We start from the raw sequence: 26,758 nt of genomic DNA on the forward strand, positions 1-26,758 counted from the left end.
AACCTGCGGGCGCGAACGAAAACATCAGGATCCGACGCGGTCACCTACCGAAATCTCCTTCAAATTTGCAGGCGCGCGCCCACCTCGCTACCCACGGGGCGGAGCTCGGACCGGGTGGCACAGGTCGGCCTGCAGACGCAGCTGCGGAGTGCTCGTTTTGGGGGGTGCGATCCGGGCCATGAATCACCACGATGGAACAGGGGCGCACGGGAGAGTGCGGACAGGGTGGCCGAAGGGCCACTGATACACAGGGGGCTTTTATGTACGAGTTGATGAGACCGGTAATGCGGGCCTGGTACGCCGGGCGCATGGCGATGGGTCGCTCGACCCCCAAGCCCATGGACCATCCCACCGTCCCCGCGACTCTTCCCGACGCCGACCAAGTCCTCCTTCTCGGAAACGGGCCGCTTCACGGGTGGGGCGTCCTGACCCACCAGATCTCCATCACCGGACATCTCGCGAGAGAAACCCATGGCGAAACCGCACGCCCGTGCTCGGTGAACTACATCGGTGACGAGACGATGAACCTCGCGTCCACCGAGCACTGGATCGGCACCCACGACCTCGCCTCCTACGACGCCGTCGTCCTGGTGATCGGCATGAACGACGCCGTCCGCCTCACCCCGCTGAAAAGTTGGGAGCACGATTACCGGGCTCTGCTGGAACACCTCACCCAGAGGTTGAAGAGATCCGCCCGGATCGTTGTCGCCGGCATCCAACCCGTTCGTTCCGTGACCGCCTTCGACCACCCCCTCGGCGCACTCGCGGAGTTCCATGCCGGCCGGATGAACAAGATCGTCGAAGACATCACCGACGACTTCTCCGCCGTGACGTACTTCCCCCTGGCCGCGCCCGCCGTCGAGCCCGGCCGGCCTCTCGGGTCGTCGTGCATGTACAACGCCTGGGCGAAGAGCATCGTCACCCACCTCGCCCCGGCCCTCGATCAGGTGCGGGCGGCCGACCCGGCTCCCCGGCACTCCCCCGGCAGCACCGAGTTCTCCTGGTCGGGAACGCGGCGGCTGATCGAGCAGGCAGAAACCGGCGGCTCGCCCGAATTGCAGCGTTTGGCCGCGCTGGCGCAGGAGACATTCGGTGTCGACATCGCCGTGGTGTCTCTCCTGGACGGCGATCGACTCTGGTACGCCATGAACACCGAACAGCTCCCCAAGTCCATCCCCAAAGACCTCGCCTATTGCAACACCGTCGTCGAACACGACGATTTCCTCATCGTCCCGGACGCGCAGAACGACCCCCGGTTCAAAGGCAACCCGTTCATCGACGTCACCGGCATGGACTTCTACGCCGGCCACCCCCTGCACTCCACCGCCGGGGAGACGATCGGAACCTTCTGCGTTTTGAACACGAGCCCGCGGCCCCAAGCATCGGTGTCACCAGAAGCGCTGCGAATGATCGCCCTCCAAGCCGAAACCGAACTCCGCCGATACGAGACCGCGTAGGGCCGGGCTCGTCTTTACCACCCGCCCACCGCTCATTACCGCGCGGGATCGGCGAAAGAATCACCCGTTATCGGCACCGCCAGACCGTTACGGTAATGAGGCACCAACCCGATCACACAACCCATAAAGGACACCGTCATGGCCTCCACCACACCCCAGCCCTATAACAACGCCGGATCGCCCGTCGCTAAGACCAACACGCTCGCGATTGTCGGTTTCGTTCTCGCTTTCGTCATCAACATCGCCGGTGTCGTCGTCAGCATCATCGCTCTGAACCAAATCAAGCAGACCGGTGAAAAAGGTCGCGGACTCGCGATCGCGGGAATCATCATCGGTGCCCTGTCGCTCATCATCGGCATCATCGCCGTCATCGTCGGCTTCGCTGCGGCGGCGCAGAGCGGAACGACCACGTACTGATCACTGGGTCACGACCGTCGTATGCCTCGATCCGGACACCGGGTCGAGGCAGACGTGTCTCACGGGGATCGCGACCCGTTCTGGGGCCTCGTGTGCCGACGTCGTCCGTTCTAGCGTAGGCAGGTGCCCGCGAGACCCGTGGACCTCACGGTCCTCCCAGCAGCAGTGATTCGGCGGGTGCTGGGCACCCGACACCTGGAGCATCGCACGCCATCGGGCACGGCCCCTTCTCTTCGAGACGGGGTCGAGCGTGGCATGGCGGCCACCCTCGCTGTCGTCGCGCTGCTGCTCGTCCTCCTCGCGTTGCCGAGGTTCTTCGACGACCATCGCCCAGAACTGTGGTTCCCGCTCATCCTCGCCGCTCTCGTGTTAGCGGGGGTCATGGTTGCCGCTCTGCCGCTCGCGCTCGCCCACGGATCAAGCCGCGTTCGGGCGGGTTACTGGGTCCCGATCGCGGCCTACGTGGGGCTGCTCCTCATCGAGCCCTTCACGCTCCGTGACCGACTGCCGGAAGGCTCCACGCCCTGGCTCCTCGGTCTGTCGCTCATCGCCTTCAGCTGCACGGTGCTTGTCGTGACAGACCCAGTGCGGGCGGGAGCCATCTGCACCGGCATCGACGTGGCTCTGGCCTGCGTCTACGCCGACCGGTTCCCCCTCAGCCACACCCTGATCACCTCCATCGGCCTCCTGCTGCTCGCGGTGGGTCTCATCGCCGGCGTCCGGGCTCTGCGCGCACGGGCCGATCAGGCCGATGCGGCAGAACTCCAGGCCCAACTCCTCTTCGAGCGCCAGCAGCATCAGGTGGCGACGGAGGCGGAACGAGTCCGCACGGACGCGCTCCTGCACGACACCGTCCTGGCAGCGTTCCTGGCCGCGGCGGGAAACCACGTACCCGAGCGGGCAACGAACATGGCCCGGGCGGCCCTCGACCTCGTCTCGTCCACCAGCGGCCACCCGCACGGGCAGCCGGCGAGCGTTCCCTTCGGAGTCGCGTGGTCGGAGGCGGGTACCGAGCGTGCCGCCTTTAATGACCTCGTCTCTTTCGACCTGACTCAGCTCGATGTCGCAGAGCTTCCGTCCGACGTCGCCGATGCAGTCGTCTCCGCCACCCTGCAAGCTCTGACCAACAGCGTCGCTCACGCTGGCAGCTCTGCCGTGAGGTCGGCGGCCGGCTCGCTCCTCGACGACGGCGGCATCCGCATCACCGTGTCCGATGACGGCGTCGGATTCGACAGCGGAAGGATCCCACAGGAACGGTTGGGCGTCCGGGTCTCGATCCTGGAACGCCTCCGTCAGGTCGGTGGCTCGGCCGCGATCCGCTCGTCTCCGGGAATGGGCACCACGGTGACCCTGGAATGGCACCCCGACCGCGCTGAGGCACCCCTCACCCGACAGCCGGGCGAGTTGCTCATCCACGCCATCCCGAGGCGAGTCCTCTACAGGCTCTTCGGCGCCCTGATCGTGATCGCCGTCCTGATTGCAACCGCCGACGCCGTGCTAGTCACCCACGCCTACGCCTCCGTCGCCTCCTCGATCCTCGGCCTCCTCATCCTGCCCACCCTGATCCGAGGCGCGAAGCAAGGAAAGATGTCCGACCGAGCGGCGTGGGGCACAGCCGGGGTCGGTGTCCTCCTCTGCAGCATCGCGACGATCGGGCTCGACGCCAGCGACTTCGACTCCGCATCCATCGCCCGCTACACCTGCGGCGTCCTCGCCGGAGCGACCATGGGCTGGATGGCCGGTCGCCGACTTCCTCCCCTCGTCACCGTCACCGCCCTGGTCACTCAGATGACGCTCTGGGCCGGACCCACCGGCGTCATCCGCCTCGGCCTCGCCGGCGAGATCGTCATCGTCATCGCCGGGCTGCTCATCCACCGTGCGATTCGCAAGGTGGCCGCCGCGGCCGACCTCGCGGCCAGGAAGCACCGCGACCTCACGATTCGGCAGGCAGAGCTGGATGCATTCGACAGTGAGCGGCACCACCGTCTCCTGCACGCCGGCAGCACTTCCGCTCCGATGCTCCGGCGCATCATCGACACCCGTGGGGAGCTCGACGGCGCTGACCGAGCGGAATGCCGAGTCCTCGAACAGGCCCTTCGCGACGAGATCCGCGGCCGCACCCTTCTCAACGATGCCATCCGACGGGTCGTGTTCGAGCACCGCCGACGAGGCACTCTCGTGCAGATCCTCGACGACGGGGGCCTCCACGAGATGGCTCCGACGACCCTCGACGCACTTCTCGACGACGTGGCTCGTCACCTGGAGCCGCTCCGGTCCAGTCGCATCGTGATCCGAACCGGTCACCCCGACTCCGACACGGCCATCACCATCGTCGCGTCCACGCCCGACGAGACGGCGGCCGCCCTCGGCCTCGACTCCGACGACGAGGTCGACCTGTGGCTCACCCTCCCCCATCCCGACAGTGTCGGGCTCGCCGCCTAGGCAGCCGACCCTGCCGCGCCAGCCGCGCGAGACCTGAGTACCGTGCACTGCATGGCACACCACGACGAGTCAGAAAAAGCCCCCGCAGACCAGTACGAGTTCGGCGACCCGACCACGCGCTATCCGAACATCCACCCCGAGGTGCAGCAGCAGCCGGAACCCGGCCTGCAGTCGCAGATGACCCCGACTCCCGACCTCGGTGAGACGAGCTACCGCGGCACCGGACGCCTGGCCGGCCGCAAGGCGCTCATCACCGGCGCCGACTCCGGTATCGGGGCAGCCGTCGCCATCGCCTTCGCCCGCGAAGGCGCCGACGTAACGCTGTCGTACCTGCCCGAGGAGGAGCCCGACGCACGCCACGTCATCGAGCAGATCGAGGCGGCAGGCCGACGTGCGGTCGCGGTCCCCGGTGATCTGATGGATCCTGAGCACTGCCGTTCGCTCGTGCAGCAGGCCGTCGACGGCATGGGCGGGCTCGACGCCATCGTCAACGTCGCGGGCAAGCAGGTGTGGCAGAAGAGCATCCTCGACATCACCGACGAGCAGTTCGACCAGACCTTCAAGACGAACGTGTACGCGCCGTTCTGGATCATCAAGGCGGCGCTCCCGCACCTGAAGCCCGGGTCGACGATCGTCAACACGGCGTCGCTCGAGGCCTACGTGCCGGCACCCGACCGACTCGACTACGCCACCACCAAGGGCGCGATCAACAACTTCTCGAAGGGCCTCGCGCAGCAGCTCGTCTCGCAGGGCATCCGCGTCAACGTGGTCGCTCCTGGGCCGACCTGGTCGGTGCTTCAGGTGACCGGCGGCGTCGACCCCGAGACCCTGCCCGAGTTCGGCTCGAGCGAGTCGCCGATGGGCCGCGCGGGGCAGCCGGCCGAGATCGCACCCGCGTACGTCTTTTTGACGAGCGCGGAGTCGAGCTTCGTTGCGGGCGACACCCTCAACGTCAACGGCGGCATGGTCACGCCGTAGCGACTGCGGCGCTCGCGCCGCCCCACCGGCGCACACGAAAGCGGTCGCACCCGGGCATCAAGCCCCGGTGCGACCGCTTTTCAGTGGTGAGTCAGTGGTGAGTCGGTGTTACTTGACCGCGATCGACTGCGCCTTGAGTGCCGCGATCGTCTTCGTCTGACCCGACGACAGGGCGTCAGACAGGGTTCCGGAGCCCGAGATGGCCGAGCCGAATCCGTCCGACACGTCGCTGTAGGTCTGGGTCATGGTCGGGCCCCAGGTGAAGGGCTGGATGTTCTCCGCCGCGGTGGCGAAGTCTTTGTAGATGGCCTGGTTACCGTAGAACTCGACGCCCGAGGTCAGAGCAGGCAGGTCGGCGCCGGTGCTCGAGGCGGGGTAGAGGTTCGCCTCTTTGTTCAGCGCGGTGAGAGCCTCTTTGCTGGTGTTCAGCCAGACCAGGAACTTCGACGCCTCGGCCGGGTGCTTGCTGCCCTTGAAGACGACGGACGAGGATCCACCCCACGCCGCTGATGCCTTGTCACCCTCGGTCCACTGCGGCATCTGCGCCACAGCCCACTTGCCGCTCGTCTTCGGAGCGCCGCTCGAGATCGTGTTCGCGCCCCAGACGGCCGAGACCCAGGTCCAGTCCTGACCGGTGTTGTAGGCGTTGTTCCACTCGTCGGTGAAGCTCGGAAGCGTGTTGACGAGCTTCTTCGAGATGAGGTCCTGCCAGTAGTCGGCGACCTTGGTCGACTCGGCCGAGGTCAGGTTGACGTCCCAGGTGCCGTCGTCGGTCGAGAACCACTGGCCACCGGCCTGCGAGACGAGACCGGCGAACTGGTTGACGTCGCCCTTGGCGAAGTTGGTGATGTTGCCACCGAGAGCCTTGATCTTGACCGCGTCGGCGGCGTACTCCGCCCACGTGGTCGGTACCGAGAGGCCGGCCTTGTCGAAGAGGTCTTTGCGGTAGTAGAGGGCCATGGGGCCGGAGTCCTGCGGAATGGCGTAGACGCTGTTCGCCTCGCCGAAGGTGACCTGGTTCCAGAGGCCGTCGGAGAAGTCGGCCTTGGCATCGCTCACGCCGGAGCAGGAGGCGATGTTGGCCAGGCCGTCCTGCACGCGGAACGCGGGGAGGGTGTCGTACTCGACCTGTCCGATGTCGGGGGCGTTGCCGGCCTTGAGCTGGTTGAAGAAGTTCTTGTACGTGCCGCTGTTTCCGTTGGCGACGATCGAGACCTTCACCTGGATATCGGGGTTCTCTTTGTTCCAGAGAGCGACGGCCTTGTCCATGTTCGGAACCCAGCTGGTGAAGTTGAGGGTCACCTTGCCGGTGGACGCCTTGCAGGACGCGGCCGTGTCGGATCCTGAGTCACCGGCTCCCGAGCCGGCGCTGCACCCGGCGAGGGCGATGGTTGCGGCCACGGCGACGGCCGCGGCGCTGAGGAACTTCGATTTCTTCATGTGATTTCCAATCGGGGGCTGTGCGTGGCGGATCGGATCGACCGGCACGGGAGGGAACGACGTTGTTGCCTTGCGGGAGGGGTGGAACGGGTGGCGACCGGACTACTTGAGGCCGCCGGCTCCGAGACCGCTGCGCCAGAACCGCTGGAGGCTCAGGAAGGCGATCAGGAGGGGAATGATCGACACGAACGCCCCGACGAGGACGAGCGTGCGGAGCTCGGGGTACTGGCTCACGTTGGAGTTCCAGGTGTAGAGGCCGAGGGTCACCGGGAAGAGCGACTGCGTGCGCAGCATGACGAGCGGCAGGAAGAAGTTGTTCCAGATCGCGACGAACTGGAACAGGAACACGGTGACGAGGGCCGGCGACATGAGACGGATCGCCACGGTGAAGAAGGTGCGGACCTCGCCGGAGCCGTCGATGCGCGCCGCCTCGATGATCTCGTCGGGAACGCTCGACGACGCGTAGATGCGGCAGAGGTAGACGCCGAACGGGCTCACGATGCTCGGCAGGAAGACCGCCCAGAACGTGTCGGTGAGCTGCACCTTCGAGAAGATCAAGAAGAGCGGAAGCGCCAGCGCCGTGGCGGGCACGAGCACGCCGCCGAGGAAGATGTTGAACAGTGCCTCGCGGCCCCAGAAGCGGTACTTCGCCAGGGCGTAGCCACACATCGCCGAGAGGATGGTGCCGAGGCCACCGGCGACCGTCGCGTAGACGATGCTGTTGAGCATCCAGCGGGGGAAGATACCGCCGTCGTAGGTGAAGAGGCGGCCGATGTTCGCGATGCCGTCCTGGAGCGACGACGGGGTGAACCAGAGGGCCGCACTGGTGTTGAAGTTGTCGAGCGTCTTGGTCGACGACACCAGCAGCCAGAAGATCGGGATGAGGAAGTAGAGCGTGAACACGCCCATGATGAGCATCGCCGCCGAGCGCGACATGACGCTCTCGCGGGGGCCCCGGCCCCGTTTGGGAGCGCGGGTGGTCTTGTCGTCGAAGGTCTCGGCCGGACGAAGGGGTGCGTCGACGCTCACTGGTCGGCCTTCCGCTGGGTCAACCGGAGGAATCCGATCGACAGGATGAATGTGGCGACGGCGAGCACGACGCTGAAGGCCGCCGCGAGGTTGAAGTTCGGCACCGACGAGGTCGAGTACACGAGCATGTTCGGCGTGAAGGTCGACGAGATGCTCGACGTGAACTGGCGGAAGACGAGTGGCTCGGTGAGCAGCTGCAGCGTGCCGATGACCGAGAAGACGGCCGTCAGGATGATGGCCGGAACCACCAGCGGGATCTTGATCGCGATGGCGATCCGGAACTGCGACGCCCCGTCGAGGCGGGCCGCCTCGTAGATCTCGGTCGGGATCGCGAGGAGCGACGAGTAGATGATCAGCATGTTGTAGCCGACGTAGACCCAGGTGACGACGTTGGCGATCGCCCAGAGGATCGTGCCGCCGCCGAGCAGGTCGACGTTGCCGGTGACGAACTTGAACGGAGACAGACTCGGCGAGTAGAGGTAACCCCACATGATCGCGGCGATGACGCCGGGCACGGCGTACGGCGCGAAGAACGCGAGCCGGAAGAATCGCTTGCCGCGGAGGAGCGGCGAATCGAGCAGGAGCGCGAAGAGCAGCGCGAGGGCCAGCATGACCGGCACCTGCACGATTCCGAAGGCCAGCACCCGAAGGATCGACGACCAGAACACGCTGTCCTGGAAGACGAGGACGTACTGGCTGAGCCCGCCGAAGACCTGCGTCGGGGCGCCGAATGTGCCCTGCCGCTGGATCTTGAGCAGCGACTGATAGACCGCGTAGAGAATCGGCACGAGGTAGAAGGCGACGAACAGGACGGCGAACGGCACGACGAAGATAGCGACCGCCTTGCGGTAGCGGAACCCGCCCTTCGGCTTCGGCCCCTGGGCGTCCGCTTTCGCGGCCCGCCGTCGCGAGGTGATGACGGTCATGATGCCTTCCTGTTCTGACGAATGATGTGGGTGCCGCCCGCAGGGAGCTCGATGCGCCCCGTGAGCTCCTGCTCGGTGACGAGGTCGTAGCCCTCGTGGTCGTGGGTGATGGCCGTGTCGCCGTGGTTGAGAACGAAGACCCACTCCTGGTCGACTGAGACGCGGCGGACGACCTCGACGTCGGCGGAGGCGCCGGTCGGGCGGTGCACCTCGGCCCCGTCGAGAACGGCTGCCACGACGGCTTCGAGAGCCGAAGGATCCAAGACGGTCGACACGTACCAGGCGCTCCCCCGGCCCCGTCGGTTGCGCGTGACCGCGGCCCGTCCGGCAAAGCGTCCCGTCTCGTAGAGGGAGACCAGCTCTGCCCCCTCGAGCTCGAGGGGCTCCGACCACATCGAGCCCGTCGCCCCGTCGGAGATCGCGACCGTGTCGCCCTGGTCGAGGGGCGAGAACTCGTCGGTGCGCACGCCGAGCAGGCGGCGGAACGCGCCGGGATAGCCGCCCGTCCGCACCGAGTCGGTCTCATCGACGATGCCGCTGAAGAAGGTCACGAGCGCCGAGCCGCCGGCTTCGACGAACTCCTCGATCACGATCGCGTGCTCGTCGCGCACGAGGTAGAGGCTCGGCACCACGACGACCGAGTAGCCGTCGAGGGAGGCGCCCGGAGCGACGACGTCGACGGTCACGCCGAGATCCCAGAGGGCGGCGTAGAGGCGGTGCACCTGCTCGATGTACGAGAAGTCGGAGGTGGGATGCGCTTCGAGGTCGGCCGCCCACCAGTTCTCCCAGCTGAACACGAAGGCGACGTCGGCGACCACCCGCGAGCCACGGAGCTCGCCGAGTCGGGAGACGAGTGCGCCCAGCGCGACCGACTCGTTCCAGACGCGCGACGAGGTGCCGGCGTGCGGCAGCAGCGCGGAGTGGAACTTCTCGGTGCCCTTGACCGAGGCGCGCCACTGGAAGAAGCAGACCCCGTCGGCGCCGCGGGCCACGTGGGCCGACGTGTTGCGGACCATCTCGCCCGGCCCCTTGGTCAGGTTGCGCGGCTGCCAGTTGACGGCGCTCGTGGAGTGCTCCATCAGAATCCACGGCGTGCCCGCGGCGAGGCCCCGGGTCGTATCGGCCGCGAACGAGAGCTCGACGTGCGGGCGGGCCAGACGGTGGTCGAGGTAGTGGTCGTTCGCGATGACGGCCATGTCGTCGACCCACGACCAGTAGTCCTGGTTCTTGATGTGGGCGGCGACCATGAAGTTCGTGGTGACCGGGATCGAGCTCGTGCGGCGGATCACCTCGGCCTCGGCGCGGTAGTGGGCCAGGAGCTCGTCGGAGCTGAAGCGATGGAAGTCGATCGTCTGCATCGGGTTGATGAACGAGAGCGTCGCCCGCGGCGGCTGGATCTCGGCGAACGACGAGTAGCGCTGGCTCCAGAAGGCGGTTCCCCACGCCGTGTTCAGCGCCTCGACGTCGCCGTAGCGGTCTTCGAGCCACACGCGGAACGCCGCGGCCGAGCTGTCGCAGTAGCAGAGCGAGTTGTGGCAGCCGAGCTCGTTCGACACGTGCCAGAGACGGACGGCGGGGTGCTCGCCGTAGCGCTCGGCGGTTGCGCGGACGAGCTCGAGCGCGAGTTCGCGGAAGACGGGAGAGCTGGGGCAGTAGGCCTGTCGGCCGCCCGGCCAGCGCGTGGTGCCGTCGGCGGCCTGCGGGAGCACCTCGGGGTGCCTCGTGGTGACCCACGGCGGCGGTGACGAGGTGCCGGTGCCGAGGTTGACGCCGATCCCGTTGGCGTGAAGGAGGTCGATGATCGTGTCGAGGTCGTCGAAGCGGAACTCGCCGGGAGCGGGCTGGATGTGCGACCAGCCGAAGATGTTGATGGCGACGAGGTTGACCCCGGCTTCGCGCATCAGGGCGACGTCGTCGGTCCAGGTCTCGGGCGACCACTGCTCCGGGTTGTAGTCGCATCCGAAGACGAGACCGGAGAGCCCGAGACCGAGTGCGGTCGTCTGCGGGTGGGTCTGGGTCAGCACGGGGTCCTCGGCTTCGTCGACGGGTGCTCCCCCTCGTCGATCGGCCGCTCGGCCCCCTCGACTGTGAAGGTTCACACACATGGTTCTGTGATCGTTCACAGATCACGCCGGATCAGAGATCCGGAGTTTTTCTGGGAACGTTCACAGAGTAAAACCCACTCTCGCCGATTTGTCAAAAAATCGGTCGTCCCCTCGGGTGGAACAAGGCCCGCACCCGGCGAATCCCTCCAGTAGGGTGACCACATGGCCGGTCGAAATGCAGGGGGACGACGCGCCACCATTCACGATGTGGCCGCCGAGGCAGGCATCTCGCGCGGTACCGTCTCCCGGGTTCTCAACGATGAACCCTACGTCTCGGCGACCGCCCGGCAGGCCGTCGAGGCGGCTGTCGCCAAAGTCGGCTACGTGCGCAACGCGGCGGCGCGCAACCTCGTCACCCAGAGATCGCGGGCCGTCGCCCTCATCGTGCACGAGCCGCACTCACTCGTGCTCGAGGATCCCAACATCGGCAACATCCTGATCGGCACAAACGCCGTGCTCTCGCAGGCCGACCACCAGCTCGTCACCCTGATGATCGACTCGCAGCGCGATAGCGACCGCGTCGTCGAGTACCTTCGCGGCGGTTTCGTCGACGGCGCCATCATCCTGTCGGCGCGCACGGGCGACCCCATCTCGGATGCGATCGCCGAGATGCACCTGCCGGCCTCGTTCGTCGGGCACCCGCCCGACGCCCCCGACATCCCCTACATCGGAATCGACAACAAATCGGCCGCCGAGGCCATCGTCCGCCGCCTCGTGGCGACCGGGCGCCGCCGCATCGGCATGCTCGCCTCCGGGCTCGATCGCGACTCGGGGCAAGACCGCCTGATGGGCTTCGCCACGGCCCTGGGCGACGCCTACGACCCGCGACTCGTCGTCCGCCACCCGTTCTACAGCTACGCGGCCGGGGCCGAGGGCATGGCAGAGCTGCTCGACATCGACCCGACCATCGACGGGGTCTTCGCCGCGTCCGACGCCGTGGCGGCCGGAGCAATGGACGTCCTCCACCGCCGCGGAATCTCGATCCCCCGCGAGCTCGGCATCATCGGATTCGACGACAGCACGTGGGCGGTGCGCTGCACCCCCGCGCTCTCGACCGTCCGCCAGCCGGCCGAGGCCCTCGGGCGCCGCGCGGCCCAGCAGGTTCTCGACCAGCTCTCCGGCACCGCCGACTTCGAGCGCGACCTCATCCTGCCGACCGAGGTGGTCTGGCGCGAGAGCGCGTGACCGGCCGATGACAGAGCACGCGAAACCTCTGAGGCGCGACGATCCGGGGCGGTCGCGCAACCTGTCTCGGATCCTGAGCAGGATCCACGTCACGCCGACCAGCCGAAGCGATCTGACGAGGCTGACCGGGCTCAACCGCTCCACCGTCGGCGCCCTCGTCACCGAGCTGACCGAGCGCGGTCTGGCCGTCGAAGACGACAGCCGCGCCGCGGGCCAGGTCGGTCGACCGAGCCTGATCGCCCGTCCGAGCGACCGCACCGTGGCCCTCGCCGCGAACCCCGAGATCGACGCCATCACCATCGGTGCAGTGCTGCTGGGCGGACGCGTGCTGACGCGCCGGCGGATCGAGCTGGCACGCATCCCCGACGTCGACCGGGCGGTCACGCTGATCGGCTCAGCGGTCGGCGAGCTTCGCGCCTCCCTCGAGCCGGGGCACGAGGTCGTCGGGCTGGGTCTGGCGATTCCCGGCATCGTGCGGACGAGCGACGCCCACGTGCGATTCGCTCCGCATCTCGGCTGGCGCGATGCTCCGCTCGGGTCGCTCCTCGCCCACGCGACGGGGCTGCCCGTGCACGCGGCCAACGACGCCGCCCTCGGCGCCCGCGCCGAATGGACCTTCGGCGCCGGTCGCGACACCGACAACCTCGTCTACGTCAACGGCGGATCGAGCGGCATCGGCGGCGGGATCATCTCCGGCGGAGCTCCGCTTGGAGGCCGAAACGGTCATGCGGGCGAGATCGGCCACCTCTCGGTGCGCCCCGCCGGCAGCATCGACAGCGCCGGGCTCACCGGCACGCTCGAATCCGAAGTGCGTCGAAGCGACCTGCTCCGCGTGCTCGGCGTCACCACGGCCAATCCGGACGAACTCGAGAAGGCCTTGCTCGCGGCGGTGTCCGCCGAAGCATCGCCGGCGAACGATGTGCGGGCAGAGGTCGAGCGGCAGATCGACGCGCTGGCGATCGCGCTCGGCAGCGCCGTCAACCTGCTCGACCCCGAACGGATCGTGCTCGGCGGGTTCCTCGGCAGTCTTGCGGCAGTCGACCTACCGAGGATCCGGGCCGGCGTCGCGCGTCACTCCCTCCCGGCCGTCGACCCCGTGGCGATCGCCCGCTCGCAGCTCGGATCCGACCTCCTGCTGATCGGTGCGGCCGAGCTGCCGTTCGCGGCGCTGTTCGACTCGCTGTAGAAGCCCGACCGGACGCCCCCGAGCCCACGATCGGCCAGGCCCGTCTCCTGTCAGCGCTGCAGGTGCATCTCAGCGACCGGCTCGCGGAGCGCCGGACAGTGCTCGGGAGTCGGGAAGTGAGCGATCTCGATCATCCGATCGAGAGCGTCACGGGCGTCGGCGAGCGTCGCCATCGACTCGGTGATGCGCGCACGTTCGTCTGCCAGAAGCGCGAAGACCTCGGGCGACGACGTGCCCGTGTCGACGCACGGCAGCAGCTGGGCGATGGTGCGGCTCGGCAGCCCCGCCGAGAAGAACTGCTGAATGAGCTGCACCCGCTCGACGGCGGCGTCGGAGTAGACGCGTTGGCCCGCGGCCGTCCGCTCGGAATGCAGGAGGCCCTGCTCTTCGTAGTAGCGCAGAGCTCGAGCGCTGACGCCGGAACGATGAGCGACATCGCCAATTCGCATTGCAGGACCTTTCGAGAAAACTTGATGCGGCAAACACTTGCCCTTGACGTCAACGTCACCTTTTAGCGTAGTTCGTGCCGGCTCGCATTCGAGCCGATTCGCACCACCTCGCAACGAAGGAACCTCATGAACATCACCGGACAGACCGCCCTCGTCACCGGAGCCAACCGTGGTATCGGACGCCAGTTCATCCTCGAACTCCTCGACCAGGGTGCGGCTAAGGTCTACGCGGCTAGCCGCCGCCCCGAGACGATCGACTTCGACGACGACCGCGTCGTCCCGCTCCGCGTCGATCTCCTCGATCGGGAGTCCATCGCGGCCGCGGCCGCCGCAGCCCCCGACGTAACCCTTCTCGTGAACAACGCCGGGATCTCCACCTCCACGCCGGTCATCACCGGCGACCTCGACGACATCCACCGCGAGATGGACACCCACTTCTGGGGCACCCTCCACGTGACCCGAGCCTTCGCACCGATCCTCGCGGCGAACGGCGGCGGGGCGGTCGTGAACATCCTCTCGGCGCTTTCGTGGTTCTCCTACCCCGGCAACGGCGCCTACGCCGCCGCCAAAGCAGCCGAATGGAACATGACGAACGCCGTCAGGCAGGAGCTCTCCGCCCAGGGCACGCTCGTCCAGGGCGTGCACCTCGGTGCCGCGGCGACCGACATCATGGCCGGCTACGAGGGGCCCATGATCGACCCGCGCGACGTACCGCGTGACTCGCTCGCAGGGCTCGCCTCCGGCGCGATCGAAGTGGTCGTCGACGACTGGAGCGCCATGGTGAAGGCGTCGCTCGGAGGAGACCCCGCGGCGTTCTACGCCCAGCTCGAGGCAAACCTGCCCGGCTGATCGCGGTGGGGCCGGATCCTGCTCGTCAGGACCGGTTCGCGCTTCGCGGACCGTTTCACGCATCGCTTACCGCCGCGTCGGTGAGCGATGCGTGAAACGGTCCGCAAAGCAAACCTCGGCAGGCCAGCCGCTTGCGCACGAGGGGTATCCCACGTAGTTTGTTGGATGCCCCAACAAATCTCACGAAGGTGACCCCATGGCAACGACGCCCACTCGCTCCGACAAGTTCTCCTTTGGTCTCTGGACCATCGGCTACAACGGCTCAGACCCGTTCGGCGGCCCCACCAGGCCCCCGCTCGACGTCGTCGAGGCGGTCGAGAAGCTCGACTCGCTCGGCGCCTACGGCCTGACCTTCCACGACGACGACCTCTTCGCGTTCGGCTCGACCGACGCCGAGCGTCAGACCGAGATCGACCGCCTCAAGGGCGCTCTCGCCTCGACGGGCATCGTCGTGCCGATGGTCACCACGAACCTCTTCAGCGCGCCCGTCTTCAAAGACGGCGGCTTCACCTCGAACGACCGCGACGTGCGTCGCTTCGCACTCCGCAAGGTGCTCCGCAACGTCGACCTCGCCGCCGAGCTCGGTGCCGAGACCTTCGTCATGTGGGGTGGCCGCGAGGGCGCCGAGTACGACGCCGCAAAAGACGTCCAGGCCGCTCTCGAGCGCTACCGCGAGGCCGTCAACCTCCTCGCCCAGTACACCGAAGACAAGGGCTACGGCATTAAGTTCGCCATCGAGCCGAAGCCGAACGAGCCCCGCGGCGACATCCTGCTGCCGACCCTCGGCCACGCGATCGCCTTCATCGACACCCTCGAGAAGCCCGAGCTGTTCGGCGTCAACCCCGAGGTCGGCCACGAGCAGATGGCGGGCCTGAACTTCACGGCCGGCATCGCCCAGGCGCTGTACTCCGGCAAGCTCTTCCACATCGACCTCAACGGCCAGCGCGGCATCAAGTACGACCAAGACCTCGTCTTCGGTCACGGCGACCTGCAGAACGCGTTCTCGCTCGTCGACCTGCTCGAGAACGGCGGCCCCGGCGGGGTCCCGGCCTACACCGGCCCGCGCCACTTCGACTACAAGCCGAGCCGCACCGAAGACATCACCGGCGTGTGGGATTCGGCCGCTGCCAACATGCGCATGTACCTGCTGCTCAAGGAGCGCGCGGCGGCATTCCGCGCCGACCCCGAGGTGCAGCAGGCTCTCGCCGCCGCCAAGGTCGACGAGCTGCGCACGCCCACGCTGAACCAGGGCGAGACCTACGACCAGCTCCTCGCCGACACCTCGGCGTACGAGTCGTTCGACGCTGACGGCTACTTCGGCGCCAAGGGCTTCGGCTTCGTCCGCCTGCAGCAGCTGGCGGTCGAGCACCTCATGGGCGCCCGGGGCTAGGCACAGCAGATGGCACAGCTGGTGGCGGGGGTCGATTCGTCGACGCAGAGCTGCAAAGTACTGATCGTCGACCCCGCCACCGGCGAGATCGTCCGCCAGGGGCGCGCCGCCCACCCCGACGGCACCGAGGTGGCGCCCTCCGAGTGGTGGCGCGCCCTTGGCGAGGCTCTCGATGGCGCCGGTGGCCTCGCCGACGTCGGCGCGATCTCGATCGGTGGTCAGCAGCACGGGCTCGTGGCCCTCGACGCCGCAGGCCACGTGGTGCGCGACGCGCTCCTCTGGAACGACACCCGAAGCGCCCAGGCGGCCGCCGACCTCACTACCGAGGTCGGAGCCGCCGACTTCGCGACCCGCACCGGCCTGGTTCCGGTGGCGAGCTTCACGATCACGAAGCTCCGTTGGCTCCGCGACGCCGAGCCCGGCAACGCGGCGCGAGTCGCCGCCGTCGCACTCCCCCACGACTGGCTCTCCTGGCGCCTCCGCGGCTACGGCCCCGAGGGCGAATCGCCGCTCGGCCCCGACCTCGACGCACTAGCGACCGATCGGTCGGACGCCAGTGGCACCGGCTACTTCGACCCCACCACCGACGAGTACGACAGCGGCCTGTTCGAGCTCGCATTCGGGAGACCCCTTCGGGTCGCAGGATCCGACGGCGCCCCGGCAGCGGTCGTCGTGCCGCGCGTCACCCGCCACGATCAGCAACTCGGTGCGCTCGATCGAGACGTCACCGTGGGATCCTCGTCTCTCGCCCCCGAGGGGCTCCGCGTCGGCGCGGGCGCCGGCGACAACGCGGCCGCGGCCCTCGGCCTGCAACTCGGCGCCGGTGACATCGCCGTGTCGCTCGGCACCTCGGGCACGGTCTTCGGCGTGAGCGAGACAGCGACCTCCGACGAGACCGGCACGGTGGCTGGATTCGCCGATGCGACGACCGCTCGTCTTCCGATCGTCACGACTCTCAACGCCGCCCGAGTGCTCGACGTCTTCGCCGGAGTGCTCGAGGTCGACTACGACGAGCTCGGCACCCTGGCCTTGCAGGCCCCTCCGGGCAGCGACGGCCTCGTGCTCGTGCCGTACTTCGTCGGCGAGCGCACTCCGAACCGCCCTGATGCGACCGCATCTCTGACCGGCATGACGCCGACGACCATGTCGCGCCCGCACCTGGCGCGCGCCGCGATCGAGGGCATGCTGTGCAGCCTCGCCGACGGCCTCGCCGCGATCGAGGCAACCGGCACGACCGTTGAGCGGCTGTTCCTGATCGGCGGTGCCGCGCAGAATCCGGCGGTGCGCGCGATCGCGGCGCAGGTGTTCGGGCGCGACGTCACCGTGCCCGAGGCCGGCGAATACGTGGCTCTCGGGGCTGCGGTGCAGGCGGCCTGGCTCCTCACCGGCAGCCGTCCGACCTGGGAGCTGGCCAGCGTGGTGATCGCCGCGGATCCGCACCCCGGTGTCCTGGAGAGCTACCGCGCCGCTGCGTCCCTTTCCTGAGTTCGTCTGGTCGCGAAACTCCAGTAGTTGCGGGTGTGATGTCCGGGGACCCGCAACTTCTGGAGTCTCGATATTCTGCTGCGAGACCCCCTGCATCCGAGAACGGACCACACCGACGTGCCCCTGACAGACCTCCCCCTCGATCAGCTCCGCGCCTACCGACCCGACGTCCGCGAACCCGCCGACTTCGAGGCGTTCTGGCGAGAGACCATCGCCCAAGCGCGCTCCGCGGGCGCCGACTCCGGTGCGACCGCGACGCTCCGCCCGGCCGACACCCCGGTGACCGAGCTGATTGTCGAAGACCTGACGTTTCCGGGCTTCGGCGCCGAACCGATCCGCGCCTGGGTCACACGGCCCCGCCGCCCTGAGGGCACAAAACTGCCGACCGTCGTCGAATTCAACGGCTACAACGGCGGCCGCGGGCTCCCGACCGAGCACACGGCCTGGGCGCTGGCCGGCCTCGCGCATGTGTTCATGGACACGCGCGGGCAGGGCAGCGGCTGGGGCACCGGCGGCGATACCCCCGATCCGCACGGGTCGGGGGCGCAGGTCGCCGGGTGGATGACTAGCGGGATCGCGGATCCTCGTCACCATTACTACCGGCGCGTCTACACCGACGCGCTCCGCCTGCTCGATGCCGTCGAGACCTTCGACTTCGTCGACCCCGACCGCATCGCGACGACCGGGGGAAGCCAGGGCGGCGGCATCGCGATCGCCGCCGCCGCGCTCCGCGAGATGCACGGCGGCTCCGTCATCGCGACCCTGCCCGACGTGGCGTTCCTCTGCGACTGGGAGAACGGCGCTGCCGTCGCCCTCAGCGACCCGTACCAGGAACTCGTCCGCTACCTGTCCGTGCATCGCGATCACGCCGAGATGGTGTGGACCACAGCCAGCTACCTCGACGGCGTCAACTTCGCGAAGCGCCTCAGCACCCCCGCGCTGTTCTCGGTCGCGCTGATGGACGAGATCGTTCCGCCCCGAACGACCTTCGCCGCGTACAACGCCCTCGCCTCGACCGATAAAACGATCGAGGTGTTCCCGTACAACGGCCACGAGGGCGGAGCAGGCCACCACTGGCTGACGCAGGTGGCCTATCTCCGCTCTCGGCTCTGATGTGCTTCTGGCTCTGACGAGCTCCCGGCTCTGACTAGCCCTGGCGCTCGACCGTCCAGGTCACGATCCGAGGATCCGCGGCGGTCACCTCGTGCACGTCGCCTGAGATCGTGAGGCGGGCGCGTTCCGTCGCCAGCCCGGCGATCTCGGTGGCGGCGACCCTGCGCTCGTTCACGATCACCCCGCCCGTCGTCTCGTCCACCGCGTCAGCAGCGCCGCCGAGCGTCTCGGTCGCCTCGGCGTGCGAACCCACCCAGATCTCGTTGTCGCCCGGCTCGACGATGCGCACGAGGCGCCGGTCGCTGAAGGCGAAGCGCGCTGACGGCACGGTGAAGACGACTCGCGCAGACTCCCCCGCGGCGAGGTCGACCCGGGCGTAGGCGAGCAGCTGCACGACGGGCCGCGTCACGGAGCCCCGCAGGTCGCGGCCGTAGAGCTGCACGATGTCGGTGCCCGCCTGGGCGCCCGTGTTCGTCACCGTCACGGCGGCATCGAAGAGCCCGCCGGCGGGCACGCTGCCGGGCACCTCGAGGTCGGCGTAGTCGAACGAGGTGTACGACAGGCCGAAACCGAACGGCCGCACCGGTGTCGAGTCGGCGGAGGTCACGTCGGATGCGCCGCCGAGCGGCGGGTGCAGGTACGTCGCCGGTTCCGCCCCGGCTGACCGCGGAAGTGAGATCGGAAGACGGCCCGACGGGTTGACCGCCCCGACGAGAACGTCGGCGAGCGCCAGCCCCCCGCCCTCCCCCGGGAAGAACGCCTGCACGACGGCCGCTGGCCGCGTTGCCGGTTCTCCGTCGAGAGCCCAGCCGATCGCGTAGGGACGACCGGTGATCAGCACGAGCACGACGGGCGTGCCGGTGGCGACGAGGGCTTCGACGAGCTGGCGCTGCACGCCGGGCAGCTCGAGCGACTCGACGTCGTTTCCTTCGCCGACGGTGCCGCGCCCGAATAGTCCCGCCTGGTCGCCGACGACGGCGACGACGACGTCGGCCTCGCGGGCCTGCGCCACAGCTTCGTCGAAGCCCGAGGTGTCGGTTCCCTCGACGTCGCAGCCGCGGGCCGACTTCACGTCGGCCTCCGAAGCCCCGGCCGCGTGAAGGGCACCCGAAAGCGCCTCCAGCAGGGTCGGCACGTCGAACCCCAGGGGCAGGTCGGGGTGGCTGGCCAGCACGTGATTGGCGAACGAATAGCAGCCCTGCAGCGCTTCGGCCCGGTCAGCGTTGGGGCCGACGACGGCGATCCGAGGCGCAGCCGATAAGGCGCCACCGACGAGCGGCAGCGTTCCGTCGTTCGAGAGCAGCACGATCGACTCGGCCGCCAGGCGCCGGGCGAGCTCCTGATGGCGAGGCGAGTCGAGGTCGACGCCGGTCGGCGGCTCGTCGTCGTAGACGTCGGGTTCGAGGAGACCGAGCTCCTCCTTCTGCACGAGCGCCCGGAGCACTGCCCGATCGACGTACGCCTCGTCGAAGGCACCGGAGCGAATCCGGTCGGCGAGGGGGCTGAGGTAGGCGTCGCCCGTCGGCAGTTCGACGTCGATGCCCGCCTCGAGCGCCAGGGCGGCTGCCTCACCACGGTCGGCGGCGACTCGGTGCATGACCTCGAGGAAGGCCACTGCGAAGTAGTCGGCGACCACGACGCCGTCGAAGCCCAGGTGGTCGCGCAGGATCCTGGTCAGGTAGTCGGCGTGAGCCGCCATCGGAACGCCGTCGATCTCGGCGTAGGAGTTCATCACGCTCCGGGCACCCCCGTCGCGCAGCGCCATCTCGAAGGGCGGCAGAAAGACGTCGGCGATCTCGCGCTGTCCAGCGTGGACCGGAGCGTGGTTGCGCCCGGACTGCGATGCCGAGTAGCCGAGGAAGTGCTTGAGCGTCGCGTGCACGCCGCTGCTCTGGAGCCCGCGGACGTAGGCCGTCCCGATCGTGCCGACCAAGTACGGATCTTCGGCGATGCACTCGTCGACGCGACCCCAGCGGGGATCGCGGATGACGTCGAGCACCGGTGCCAGCCCCTGGTGGATGCCGAGCTCGCGCATGGACTCGCCGATGACGGCGCCGACCTGCTCGACGAGCTCGGGGTCGAACGACGCACCCCAGGCCAGAGGCGTGGGGAACGTGGCGGCCTTCCAGGCGGCCAGCCCGGTGAGGCACTCTTCGTGGACGAGAGCCGGGATGCCCAGACGCGTCTCGCGCTTGAGACGCCGCTGCTCGCCCCAGAGCCAGGCGGCGCGCTCCTCGGCGTCGACAGGTCGGGTGCCGTACACCCGGGTGTAGTGCCCGATGCCGTTGCGAGTCACCTCCGCGAGGGAGGCCGCAGGAGCCTGATCGCCCGCCATCTCGCCCTGCATCGGCGCGACGACGCCGTTCTGGTCGAGCCAGTAGCCGACGATCTGCGCCAGCTTCTCTTCGAGCGTCATCGAGGCGAGGAGGTCGGCGACGCGGCTCGAGACCTTGGGCCAGGCGGGCAAGGAGGCGGCCGGGACCGCGCGGAAGTGGTCGGTGGTGGTCATCCCTTCACCGCCCCGGTGAGGCCGCCGACGATGCGGCGCTGGAAGATCGTGAAGAAGATCAGAGCCGGAATCATCGACAGCGACGTGAAGGCGAGCACCTTGGCGGTGTCGACCGAGTACTGCGAGGCGAAGGCCTGCACGCCAAGCGGCAGCGTGTAGCTGCCCTCGTCGTTCAAGATGAACAGCGGCAGGATGTAGCTGTTCCAGCTTCCGATGAAGGCGAGGATCCCGGTGGTCACGACCCCGGGAAGCGACAGCGGCACGATCATGCGGAAGAAGAAGCCGAGACGGCTCGCGCCGTCGATCGACGCCGCCTCTTCTAGTTCGTCGGGGATGGCGCGGAGGAACGGCACCAGGATGATGACGGTCGTCGGCAGCGCGAACGCGATCTGCGGCAGGATCACGCCGGCCAGGCTGTTCGTGAGGCCGAGGTCTTTGATCAGCAGGTAGAGCGGAGTGATGGCTACCGTGATCGGGAACATGAGCCCGGCGGCGAAGAGGGCGTACATCGCCCCTCGCCCGCGGAACCGGTAGCGCGCCAGGACGAAGCTCACCATCAGGCCGAGCACGACGACGCCGATGGTCGTTGCGAAACCGGCGATCGCCGAGTTGCCGAGCTGCCGCCAGAAGATCGAGCTCGACAGCACGTCGACGTAGTTGCCGATCTCCCACGGCCCGGGAAGGCCCGCGGGGTTCGTCGTGATCTGAGCATTGGTGCGGAAACCGCCGAGCACGATGTAGAGCACCGGTGCCAGGCTGACGCTGATGAACAGGAGGGCGATGAAGTAGGTCGCGGGAGTGCCGCGCCCACTCGCCTTCTGTCGACCGCGGGAGCGCTGCGCGCCGGCGCGGTAGGTCAGTGCGGTCATTTCTTCGGCCTTTCGGTGAGCGCGCCCGCCGTGTCACGGCTGAGCACGAACCGCTGGTAGATGAGGGCGATGGCGAGCGAGATCACGAACATGACGACGGCGACGGCGTTGCCGAAGCCGTAGTTGCCCGAATTGCGGCCGTTCGCGACCATGTAGGTCGCCATCGTGGAGGTGCCCGCCGTCGAGGCGATGTACTGGCCCCAGATGATGTAGACGAGGTCGAAGAGCTGCAGTGAGCCGATCACCGACAGGAAGGCCCAGATGCGGATCGTCGGCCCGAGCAGCGGGAGCGTGATGCTCCGCTGGATCTGCCAGTAGGTCGCCCCGTCGATCATGGCGGCCTCGGAGAGCTCTTCGGGAATGCTCTGTAGCCCGGCGAGGAAGAGGATCACGGCGAAGCCGATGTACTTCCACGAGATGATCACCAGGAGGCTCCAAATGGCGATCTTCGGGTCGGAGAGCCAGTCGCTCTTGAGCGCACCGAGCCCGATGTCGGCGAGAAGGTCGTTGACGGCCCCGTTCGTCTGGAGCATCAGGCTCCAGCCGGTGCCGACGATGACCTCCGAGATCACGTACGGAACGAAGATGAGCACGCGGATCAGCCCGCGACCGCGGATCTTCTGGTTCAGCAGGAGAGCCAGCACGATGGCGACCGGACCCTGCACGATCAGCGACAGAACCACGATGAAGCCGTTGTGCGACAGCACCTCGTGGAACGCGCTGTCGGTGAAGATGATCTTGTAGTTGTCGAGGCCCACGAAGTCGGTCGGCGGCCCGTAGCCCTGCCATTTGTAGAAACCGTAGAAGGCGGCCATGCCGACCGGAACGATCACGAAGGCGACGAAGACGACGATGGCCGGGCCGGAGAGGACTGCGATCTCGAAGCGTTGGCGCCAGTCGGCCGCCTTCCGCGCCCCGCGCCTCCCGGCGGGGRGCGGCGCGCGTCGCGCACCGCTCCCCGCCGTCGTCGCCTCGGCCGAGGTGGCCGGGGACGGTGTCTTGACGGTGGTGTTCATAGTGGGAGCTATCCCTTGGCCGCAGCCTGGTTGGTGTTGTCGATGATGTCCGACACCGAACCCTGACCGGCGAGCAGATCGACGACGCCGGTGTTCAGGGCGTTGCCGACGTTCTGGCCGTAGAGGGTGTCGAGGTACTGCGACACGTAGGGCGCCTTTGTGTAAGCCGCGAGAACCGACTTCAGGTAGGGCTCGGTGATGACCGACTGGGCGTCTTTGTTCACGGGAATCGTGCTGAACGCCTTGTAGTAGGCCTCCTGCGCGTCCTTGGTGACGATGTAGTTCAAGAACTCGGCGCAGGGGCCCTTGGGGGCCTTCGTCGCGCACGAGAACCCATCGAGACCACCCATGAGGGCCGCCGGGTCGCCCTGGCCACCCGAGATCGTCGGGAACGGGAAGAAGCCGAGGTCGGAGAGGGGCTTCTGGTCGGGAGTCAGCGACGAGATGACTCCGGGATCCCACGAACCCATGAGTTCCATCGCGGCCTTGTGGTTTGCCACGAGGCCGGCCGAGCTGCCCGCACCCTGCTGCGCAGCGGTGGTCAAGAAGCCATCGTTGAAAGGCTTGGTGTCGTTGAAGGCCTTGACGTCGTCACCCGCCTTGGTCCAGCACTCGTCGTCGAACTTCAGCGACTTGGCCGTCGCGTTCAGGGTGTCTTCGCTGCATTCGCGAAGGGCGAAGTTGTAGTACCAGTGCGCGGCGGGCCAGGCGTCTTTGGCGCCGACGGCGACCGGAGCGACGCCCGAGGCCTTGAGCTTCGTGATGTCGTCGTTCAACTCGTCGAGGGTGGTCGGCGTGTCGGTGATTCCCGCTGCCTTGAAGAGGTCCTGGCTGTACCAGATGCCCTCGGGGAGCACGTCGACCGGCATCGCGTAGGTCTTGCCGTCGACCTCGTAGCCCTTGAAGGTTCCGGCACTGACGGCCGCCTTGGTAGCCGAGTCGATGGATCCTGAGATGTCTTGGATCTGACCGGCCTGGATCATCGCGTTCATCTTGCCGCCGCCGCGCTGGAGGAAGACGTCGGGCCCGCCACCCGAGTTGAGGGCGGTCTGCAGCTTGCCGTCGAGGTCTTCGTTCTGAATGGCCTGGACGTTGATGGTGATCTTCGGGTGGGAAGCCTCGAAGTCTTTGACCGTCTTCTCCCAGTAGGCCTTGCCGGGGCCGGTGGTCGAGTTGTGCCAGAAGGTCATCGTGACGTTGCCGTTCGCGTCGCCCGAGCCACCGGCTCCGGACGAGCAGGCGGTGGCGAGTAGTGCTGTTCCGAGAGCGAGTCCGATCGCGCTCGCAACCCTGATTCGGTTTTTCCTCGTCATTGCGGAAGCTCCTTGGTGGTCGTCGTTGACTGGCGGCTTGGAGTGCCGCCGAAAGGAGGATGCCACTTTCGCGACGAGCTTGTCAATCGATTTCGATATCGATTTCTATCTCATTCAATCGATCCTCCGAGGGCCTGCAAACCACTACCGTGAGCAGTGTGGAAAACGATGTCGAATTCGTCGCCCCGCCGGGCCGCGTCACGATCAAAGACGTGGCACGCGCGTCGGGGGTCTCGGTGCCGACGGTCTCCAAGGTCGTCAACGGCCGCGACGGGGTGGCGTCGGCCACCTCCCAGCGCGTCCTGGCGATCATCGACGAACTCGGCTACGAGACCTCGCTCGTCGCGAGCAGCCTCCGCCGGAGCCGGACGAACGTCATCGGCATCCTGGTCACCGAGTTCGAGCCGTTCTCGGCGGAACTGCTCCAGGGCATCTCGTCGGCCGCGACCGGCACCGGCTATGAGCTCCTCGCCTACGCCGGACTCGTCGGAGCCGAGACTCAGCCCGGCTGGGAGCGCCGCTCGCTGTCACGCCTCGGCGGCACCCTGATCGACGGCGCGATCGTCGTCACGCCCACGACCCTGATGTCGAAGCTGTCGATCCCGGTCATCTCGATCGACCCGCACACCGGCCCCGAGGGCCACGCCGCCATCGACTCCGACAACGTCGGCGGCGCCAGTGCCGCGACGGAGCACCTCATCGGGCTCGGGCACCGACGGATCGCCCACGTCCGGGGCCGCACCGGCCTCGCGTCGGCCGAACTGCGCGAACGCGGCTACCGCCAGGCTCTCGACGAGGCGGGCATCCCGTTCGACCCCGCACTGGTGCAGGTCGGTGGCTACCAGACCGCCCTCACGACCGATGCCGCCTTCCGCCTGCTCACGACACGCGACCGCCCCACGGCCGTCTTCGCCGCCAACGACAGCTCGGCCATCGGGGTGCTCGAGGTGGCGCACCGGCTCGGACTGCGCGTGCCCGACGATCTCTCGATCGTGGGTTTCGACGACATCCCCCAGGCGGCGAACGCGAAGCCGCCTCTGACCACGGTGGCCCAGCCCCTGCACGACCTGGGGGCTCGGGCTCTCGAGCTGCTGCTTCAGCTGCTCGACGGCAAGGCGATTCCGCAGCACGTGCAGCTTCCGGCCTCGCTCGTCGTGCGGGCGAGCACCGGGCCGGTGCCGACGTCGCCGTCGGCGGCCGCGGCCTCGCCCGCGCGTCAGCCCAGTACCGGCGCCGGAGCGTCGTAGGTCAGGGGCCCGTCGACTCGGGGCACGTCGTGCCAGGCGCCGTCGGCGAGCGACGCCTCGGCCGCCTCCACGATGGTCGCCGTCGCCAGCCCGTCAGCCACCGAGGGCGAGAGCTGCTCAACGGTCAGCACACTCTTCACGAACTGCGCCGCCTCGATGGTCTTGAGGTCGTCGAACCCCATGCCAGTGCCGCCGCCCGGCTGGAACCGGCCGAATTCACCCTGGCCCGGCGAGAGGTAGATCGTCGTGTAGCCGTACTCGGGCGCGTCGTCGAGGCAGACCTCGAGCTCGTTCAGGCGCTGGAAGTCCCACCGGATCGACCCGGTGGTGCCGTAGACCTCGAGGGCGTACTCGGCGCGCGGACCCCGCATGATGCGGCTCGAATCCATCGTTCCGACAGCACCAGAGTCGAAGCGGAACAGCAGGGCCGCGTAGTCCTCGTTCTCGACGGCCTTCAGCGCACCCGTACCAGCGGCAGAGCGGTCGACGACGCCGGCGCCGGGGGCCGGCCGGTCGGTGATGAAGGTCTCGGCGAGCGCGGTCACGCTCGAGATGCGACCGGCGACGTACTGCGCGAGATCGAGGCCGTGCGACAACAGATCGCCGAGCACCCCGGATCCTGCTCTCTCGCGCTCGAACCGCCAGGTGAGTGGCGCCAGCGGATTCGACGAATAGTCGGCGAGCAGCGTGCCCCGCACGTTCGTGACCCGCCCGATACGGCCGTCGCGCACCAGCGCGCGCATGTGCTCGACGGCGGGGGCGTGCCGGTAGTTGAAGCCGACCGCGGTGACCACGCCTGCTGCGGTGACGGCCTCGGCGATCTCCCGCGAGTCGGAGGCGTAGCGCCCCATCGGCTTCTCAATCCAGAACGGCTTGCCCGCTTTCGCGGCGGCGACGGCCATCTCGCGGTGCAAAAAGTTGGGCGAGCAGATCGAGACGACATCGACCTCAGGATCCGCGAGCACCTCGTGGTAATCGGCGACCGCGCGCTCGAACCCCAGCCGCGACACCGCCTCGCCGCGAGCCTCGGCCACGGGGTCGGCTGCGACCACGAAGCGGGGCGCGACGTCGAGCTCGGGGAAGTGGTCGGGGAGCGCCCGATACGCCCGGGAGTGGAGGCGGCCCATCCACCCCACGCTGATGAGGCCGACGCCGAGGGTCGTGGTCATGGAGCTCCTTCGCTTGTGTGTCGACGGTATCGAGTCGGCCATGTAATAACAACCTGACACACTCTCGCCCCGCTTCTGCACCACCCACACACCGCCTTTCGGAACGGACACCGCCTTTCGACGGTGCCCCGCCCGAAACCCGGTGTCAGGATCCGCCGACACCTGCGGTTCACCTCCGCGTCAC

General features: G+C 68.0%; 21 protein-coding genes. 11 read left to right on the forward strand and 10 right to left on the reverse strand.

Going from position 1 to position 26,758, the window contains the following annotated elements:
• Nucleotides 1-260: 260 nt before the first annotated feature.
• The 4 genes from VH571_RS02285 (at nucleotide 261) to VH571_RS02300 (ending at nucleotide 5,294) form a co-directional block, all read left to right on the forward strand.
• On the forward strand, nucleotides 261-1,457 hold the full coding sequence (locus tag VH571_RS02285; RefSeq protein ID WP_423263111.1) for a GAF domain-containing protein: 1,197 nt from the start codon (nucleotides 261-263) through the stop codon (nucleotides 1,455-1,457).
• 138 nt (nucleotides 1,458-1,595) lie between these two features.
• A complete protein-coding gene (locus tag VH571_RS02290; protein ID WP_423263112.1) occupies nucleotides 1,596-1,874 on the forward strand; it encodes a DUF4190 domain-containing protein in 279 nt (92 codons plus the stop codon).
• 255 nt (nucleotides 1,875-2,129) lie between these two features.
• Nucleotides 2,130-4,316, forward strand: coding sequence for a sensor histidine kinase (locus VH571_RS02295; protein WP_423263113.1), 2,187 nt, complete (start codon nucleotides 2,130-2,132; stop codon nucleotides 4,314-4,316).
• Nucleotides 4,317-4,367: 51 nt separating this feature from the next.
• Complete coding sequence (locus VH571_RS02300; protein ID WP_423263114.1) at nucleotides 4,368-5,294, forward strand: SDR family oxidoreductase; 927 nt, start codon at nucleotides 4,368-4,370, stop codon at nucleotides 5,292-5,294.
• 108 nt (nucleotides 5,295-5,402) lie between these two features.
• Here VH571_RS02300 and VH571_RS02305 read toward each other — a convergent pair whose 3' ends face one another.
• The 4 genes from VH571_RS02305 to VH571_RS02320 form a co-directional block, all read right to left on the reverse strand.
• The gene (locus tag VH571_RS02305) at nucleotides 5,403-6,734 is read right to left on the reverse strand and encodes an ABC transporter substrate-binding protein (protein ID WP_423263115.1); all 1,332 of its coding nucleotides are present in this window, start codon (nucleotides 6,732-6,734) and stop codon (nucleotides 5,403-5,405) included.
• Nucleotides 6,735-6,836: 102 nt separating this feature from the next.
• Nucleotides 6,837-7,670 (reverse strand): carbohydrate ABC transporter permease, encoded by an 834-nt coding sequence (locus VH571_RS02310; RefSeq protein WP_123942315.1) that lies wholly within the window; start codon nucleotides 7,668-7,670, stop codon nucleotides 6,837-6,839.
• An 89-nt stretch (nucleotides 7,671-7,759) separates the two neighbouring features.
• Nucleotides 7,760-8,689, reverse strand: coding sequence for a carbohydrate ABC transporter permease (locus VH571_RS02315; protein WP_055960504.1), 930 nt, complete (start codon nucleotides 8,687-8,689; stop codon nucleotides 7,760-7,762).
• A complete protein-coding gene (locus VH571_RS02320) occupies nucleotides 8,686-10,713 on the reverse strand; it encodes a beta-galactosidase (protein ID WP_423263116.1) in 2,028 nt (675 codons plus the stop codon). Before VH571_RS02320 ends, VH571_RS02315 begins: the two co-directional genes overlap by 4 nt.
• Nucleotides 10,714-10,956: 243 nt before the next feature.
• On the opposite strand from VH571_RS02320, the gene VH571_RS02325 reads away from it, so the two are divergent.
• The gene (locus VH571_RS02325) at nucleotides 10,957-11,979 is read left to right on the forward strand and encodes a LacI family DNA-binding transcriptional regulator (protein WP_423263117.1); all 1,023 of its coding nucleotides are present in this window, start codon (nucleotides 10,957-10,959) and stop codon (nucleotides 11,977-11,979) included.
• A gap of 7 nt (nucleotides 11,980-11,986) precedes the next feature.
• Complete coding sequence (locus VH571_RS02330) at nucleotides 11,987-13,165, forward strand: ROK family protein (RefSeq protein WP_423263118.1); 1,179 nt, start codon at nucleotides 11,987-11,989, stop codon at nucleotides 13,163-13,165.
• Nucleotides 13,166-13,215: 50 nt separating this feature from the next.
• On the opposite strand, the gene VH571_RS02335 is transcribed toward VH571_RS02330, so the two are convergent.
• The gene (locus VH571_RS02335; RefSeq protein ID WP_423263119.1) at nucleotides 13,216-13,614 is read right to left on the reverse strand and encodes a MerR family transcriptional regulator; all 399 of its coding nucleotides are present in this window, start codon (nucleotides 13,612-13,614) and stop codon (nucleotides 13,216-13,218) included.
• A gap of 126 nt (nucleotides 13,615-13,740) precedes the next feature.
• Between VH571_RS02335 and VH571_RS02340 the strand changes: the two genes are divergently transcribed.
• From VH571_RS02340 to VH571_RS02355, 4 genes are all read left to right on the forward strand, one after another.
• Nucleotides 13,741-14,463, forward strand: a complete 723-nt coding sequence (locus VH571_RS02340; RefSeq protein ID WP_423263120.1) for an SDR family oxidoreductase — start codon at nucleotides 13,741-13,743, stop codon at nucleotides 14,461-14,463.
• A 196-nt stretch (nucleotides 14,464-14,659) separates the two neighbouring features.
• Nucleotides 14,660-15,853 (forward strand): xylose isomerase, encoded by a 1,194-nt coding sequence (gene xylA / locus VH571_RS02345; RefSeq protein ID WP_123941261.1) that lies wholly within the window; start codon nucleotides 14,660-14,662, stop codon nucleotides 15,851-15,853.
• Nucleotides 15,854-15,862: 9 nt separating this feature from the next.
• Complete coding sequence (xylB, locus tag VH571_RS02350) at nucleotides 15,863-17,338, forward strand: xylulokinase (RefSeq protein ID WP_423263121.1); 1,476 nt, start codon at nucleotides 15,863-15,865, stop codon at nucleotides 17,336-17,338.
• 117 nt (nucleotides 17,339-17,455) lie between these two features.
• Complete coding sequence (locus tag VH571_RS02355) at nucleotides 17,456-18,451, forward strand: acetylxylan esterase (RefSeq protein ID WP_423263122.1); 996 nt, start codon at nucleotides 17,456-17,458, stop codon at nucleotides 18,449-18,451.
• Nucleotides 18,452-18,485: 34 nt separating this feature from the next.
• Here the strand turns inward: VH571_RS02355 and VH571_RS02360 are convergent, their stop codons facing one another.
• From VH571_RS02360 to VH571_RS02375, 4 genes are read right to left on the reverse strand one after another with little or no spacing between them, the layout of a single operon-like run.
• The gene (locus VH571_RS02360) at nucleotides 18,486-20,960 is read right to left on the reverse strand and encodes a glycoside hydrolase family 3 N-terminal domain-containing protein (RefSeq protein WP_423263123.1); all 2,475 of its coding nucleotides are present in this window, start codon (nucleotides 20,958-20,960) and stop codon (nucleotides 18,486-18,488) included.
• Complete coding sequence (locus VH571_RS02365; protein WP_123941251.1) at nucleotides 20,957-21,829, reverse strand: carbohydrate ABC transporter permease; 873 nt, start codon at nucleotides 21,827-21,829, stop codon at nucleotides 20,957-20,959. Before VH571_RS02365 ends, VH571_RS02360 begins: the two co-directional genes overlap by 4 nt.
• Nucleotides 21,826-22,845 (reverse strand): carbohydrate ABC transporter permease, encoded by a 1,020-nt coding sequence (locus VH571_RS02370; RefSeq protein WP_423263124.1) that lies wholly within the window; start codon nucleotides 22,843-22,845, stop codon nucleotides 21,826-21,828. The genes VH571_RS02365 and VH571_RS02370 overlap by 4 nt, the downstream gene beginning before the upstream one ends.
• Before the next feature lie 8 nt (nucleotides 22,846-22,853).
• Nucleotides 22,854-24,158 carry an ABC transporter substrate-binding protein gene (locus tag VH571_RS02375; protein WP_423263125.1) on the reverse strand — a complete coding sequence of 435 codons (1,305 nt, stop codon included), beginning with the start codon at nucleotides 24,156-24,158 and terminating at the stop codon, nucleotides 22,854-22,856.
• A 158-nt stretch (nucleotides 24,159-24,316) separates the two neighbouring features.
• Between VH571_RS02375 and VH571_RS02380 the strand changes: the two genes are divergently transcribed.
• On the forward strand, nucleotides 24,317-25,405 hold the full coding sequence (locus VH571_RS02380; RefSeq protein ID WP_423263126.1) for a LacI family DNA-binding transcriptional regulator: 1,089 nt from the start codon (nucleotides 24,317-24,319) through the stop codon (nucleotides 25,403-25,405).
• Here VH571_RS02380 and VH571_RS02385 read toward each other — a convergent pair.
• Nucleotides 25,375-26,574 (reverse strand): Gfo/Idh/MocA family protein, encoded by a 1,200-nt coding sequence (locus VH571_RS02385; protein ID WP_423263127.1) that lies wholly within the window; start codon nucleotides 26,572-26,574, stop codon nucleotides 25,375-25,377. The genes VH571_RS02380 and VH571_RS02385 overlap by 31 nt on opposite strands.
• Nucleotides 26,575-26,758: the final 184 nt, after the last annotated feature.

Source organism: Frondihabitans sp. 4ASC-45 (assembly GCF_049472575.1).
Lineage (GTDB): Bacteria > Actinomycetota > Actinomycetes > Actinomycetales > Microbacteriaceae > Frondihabitans.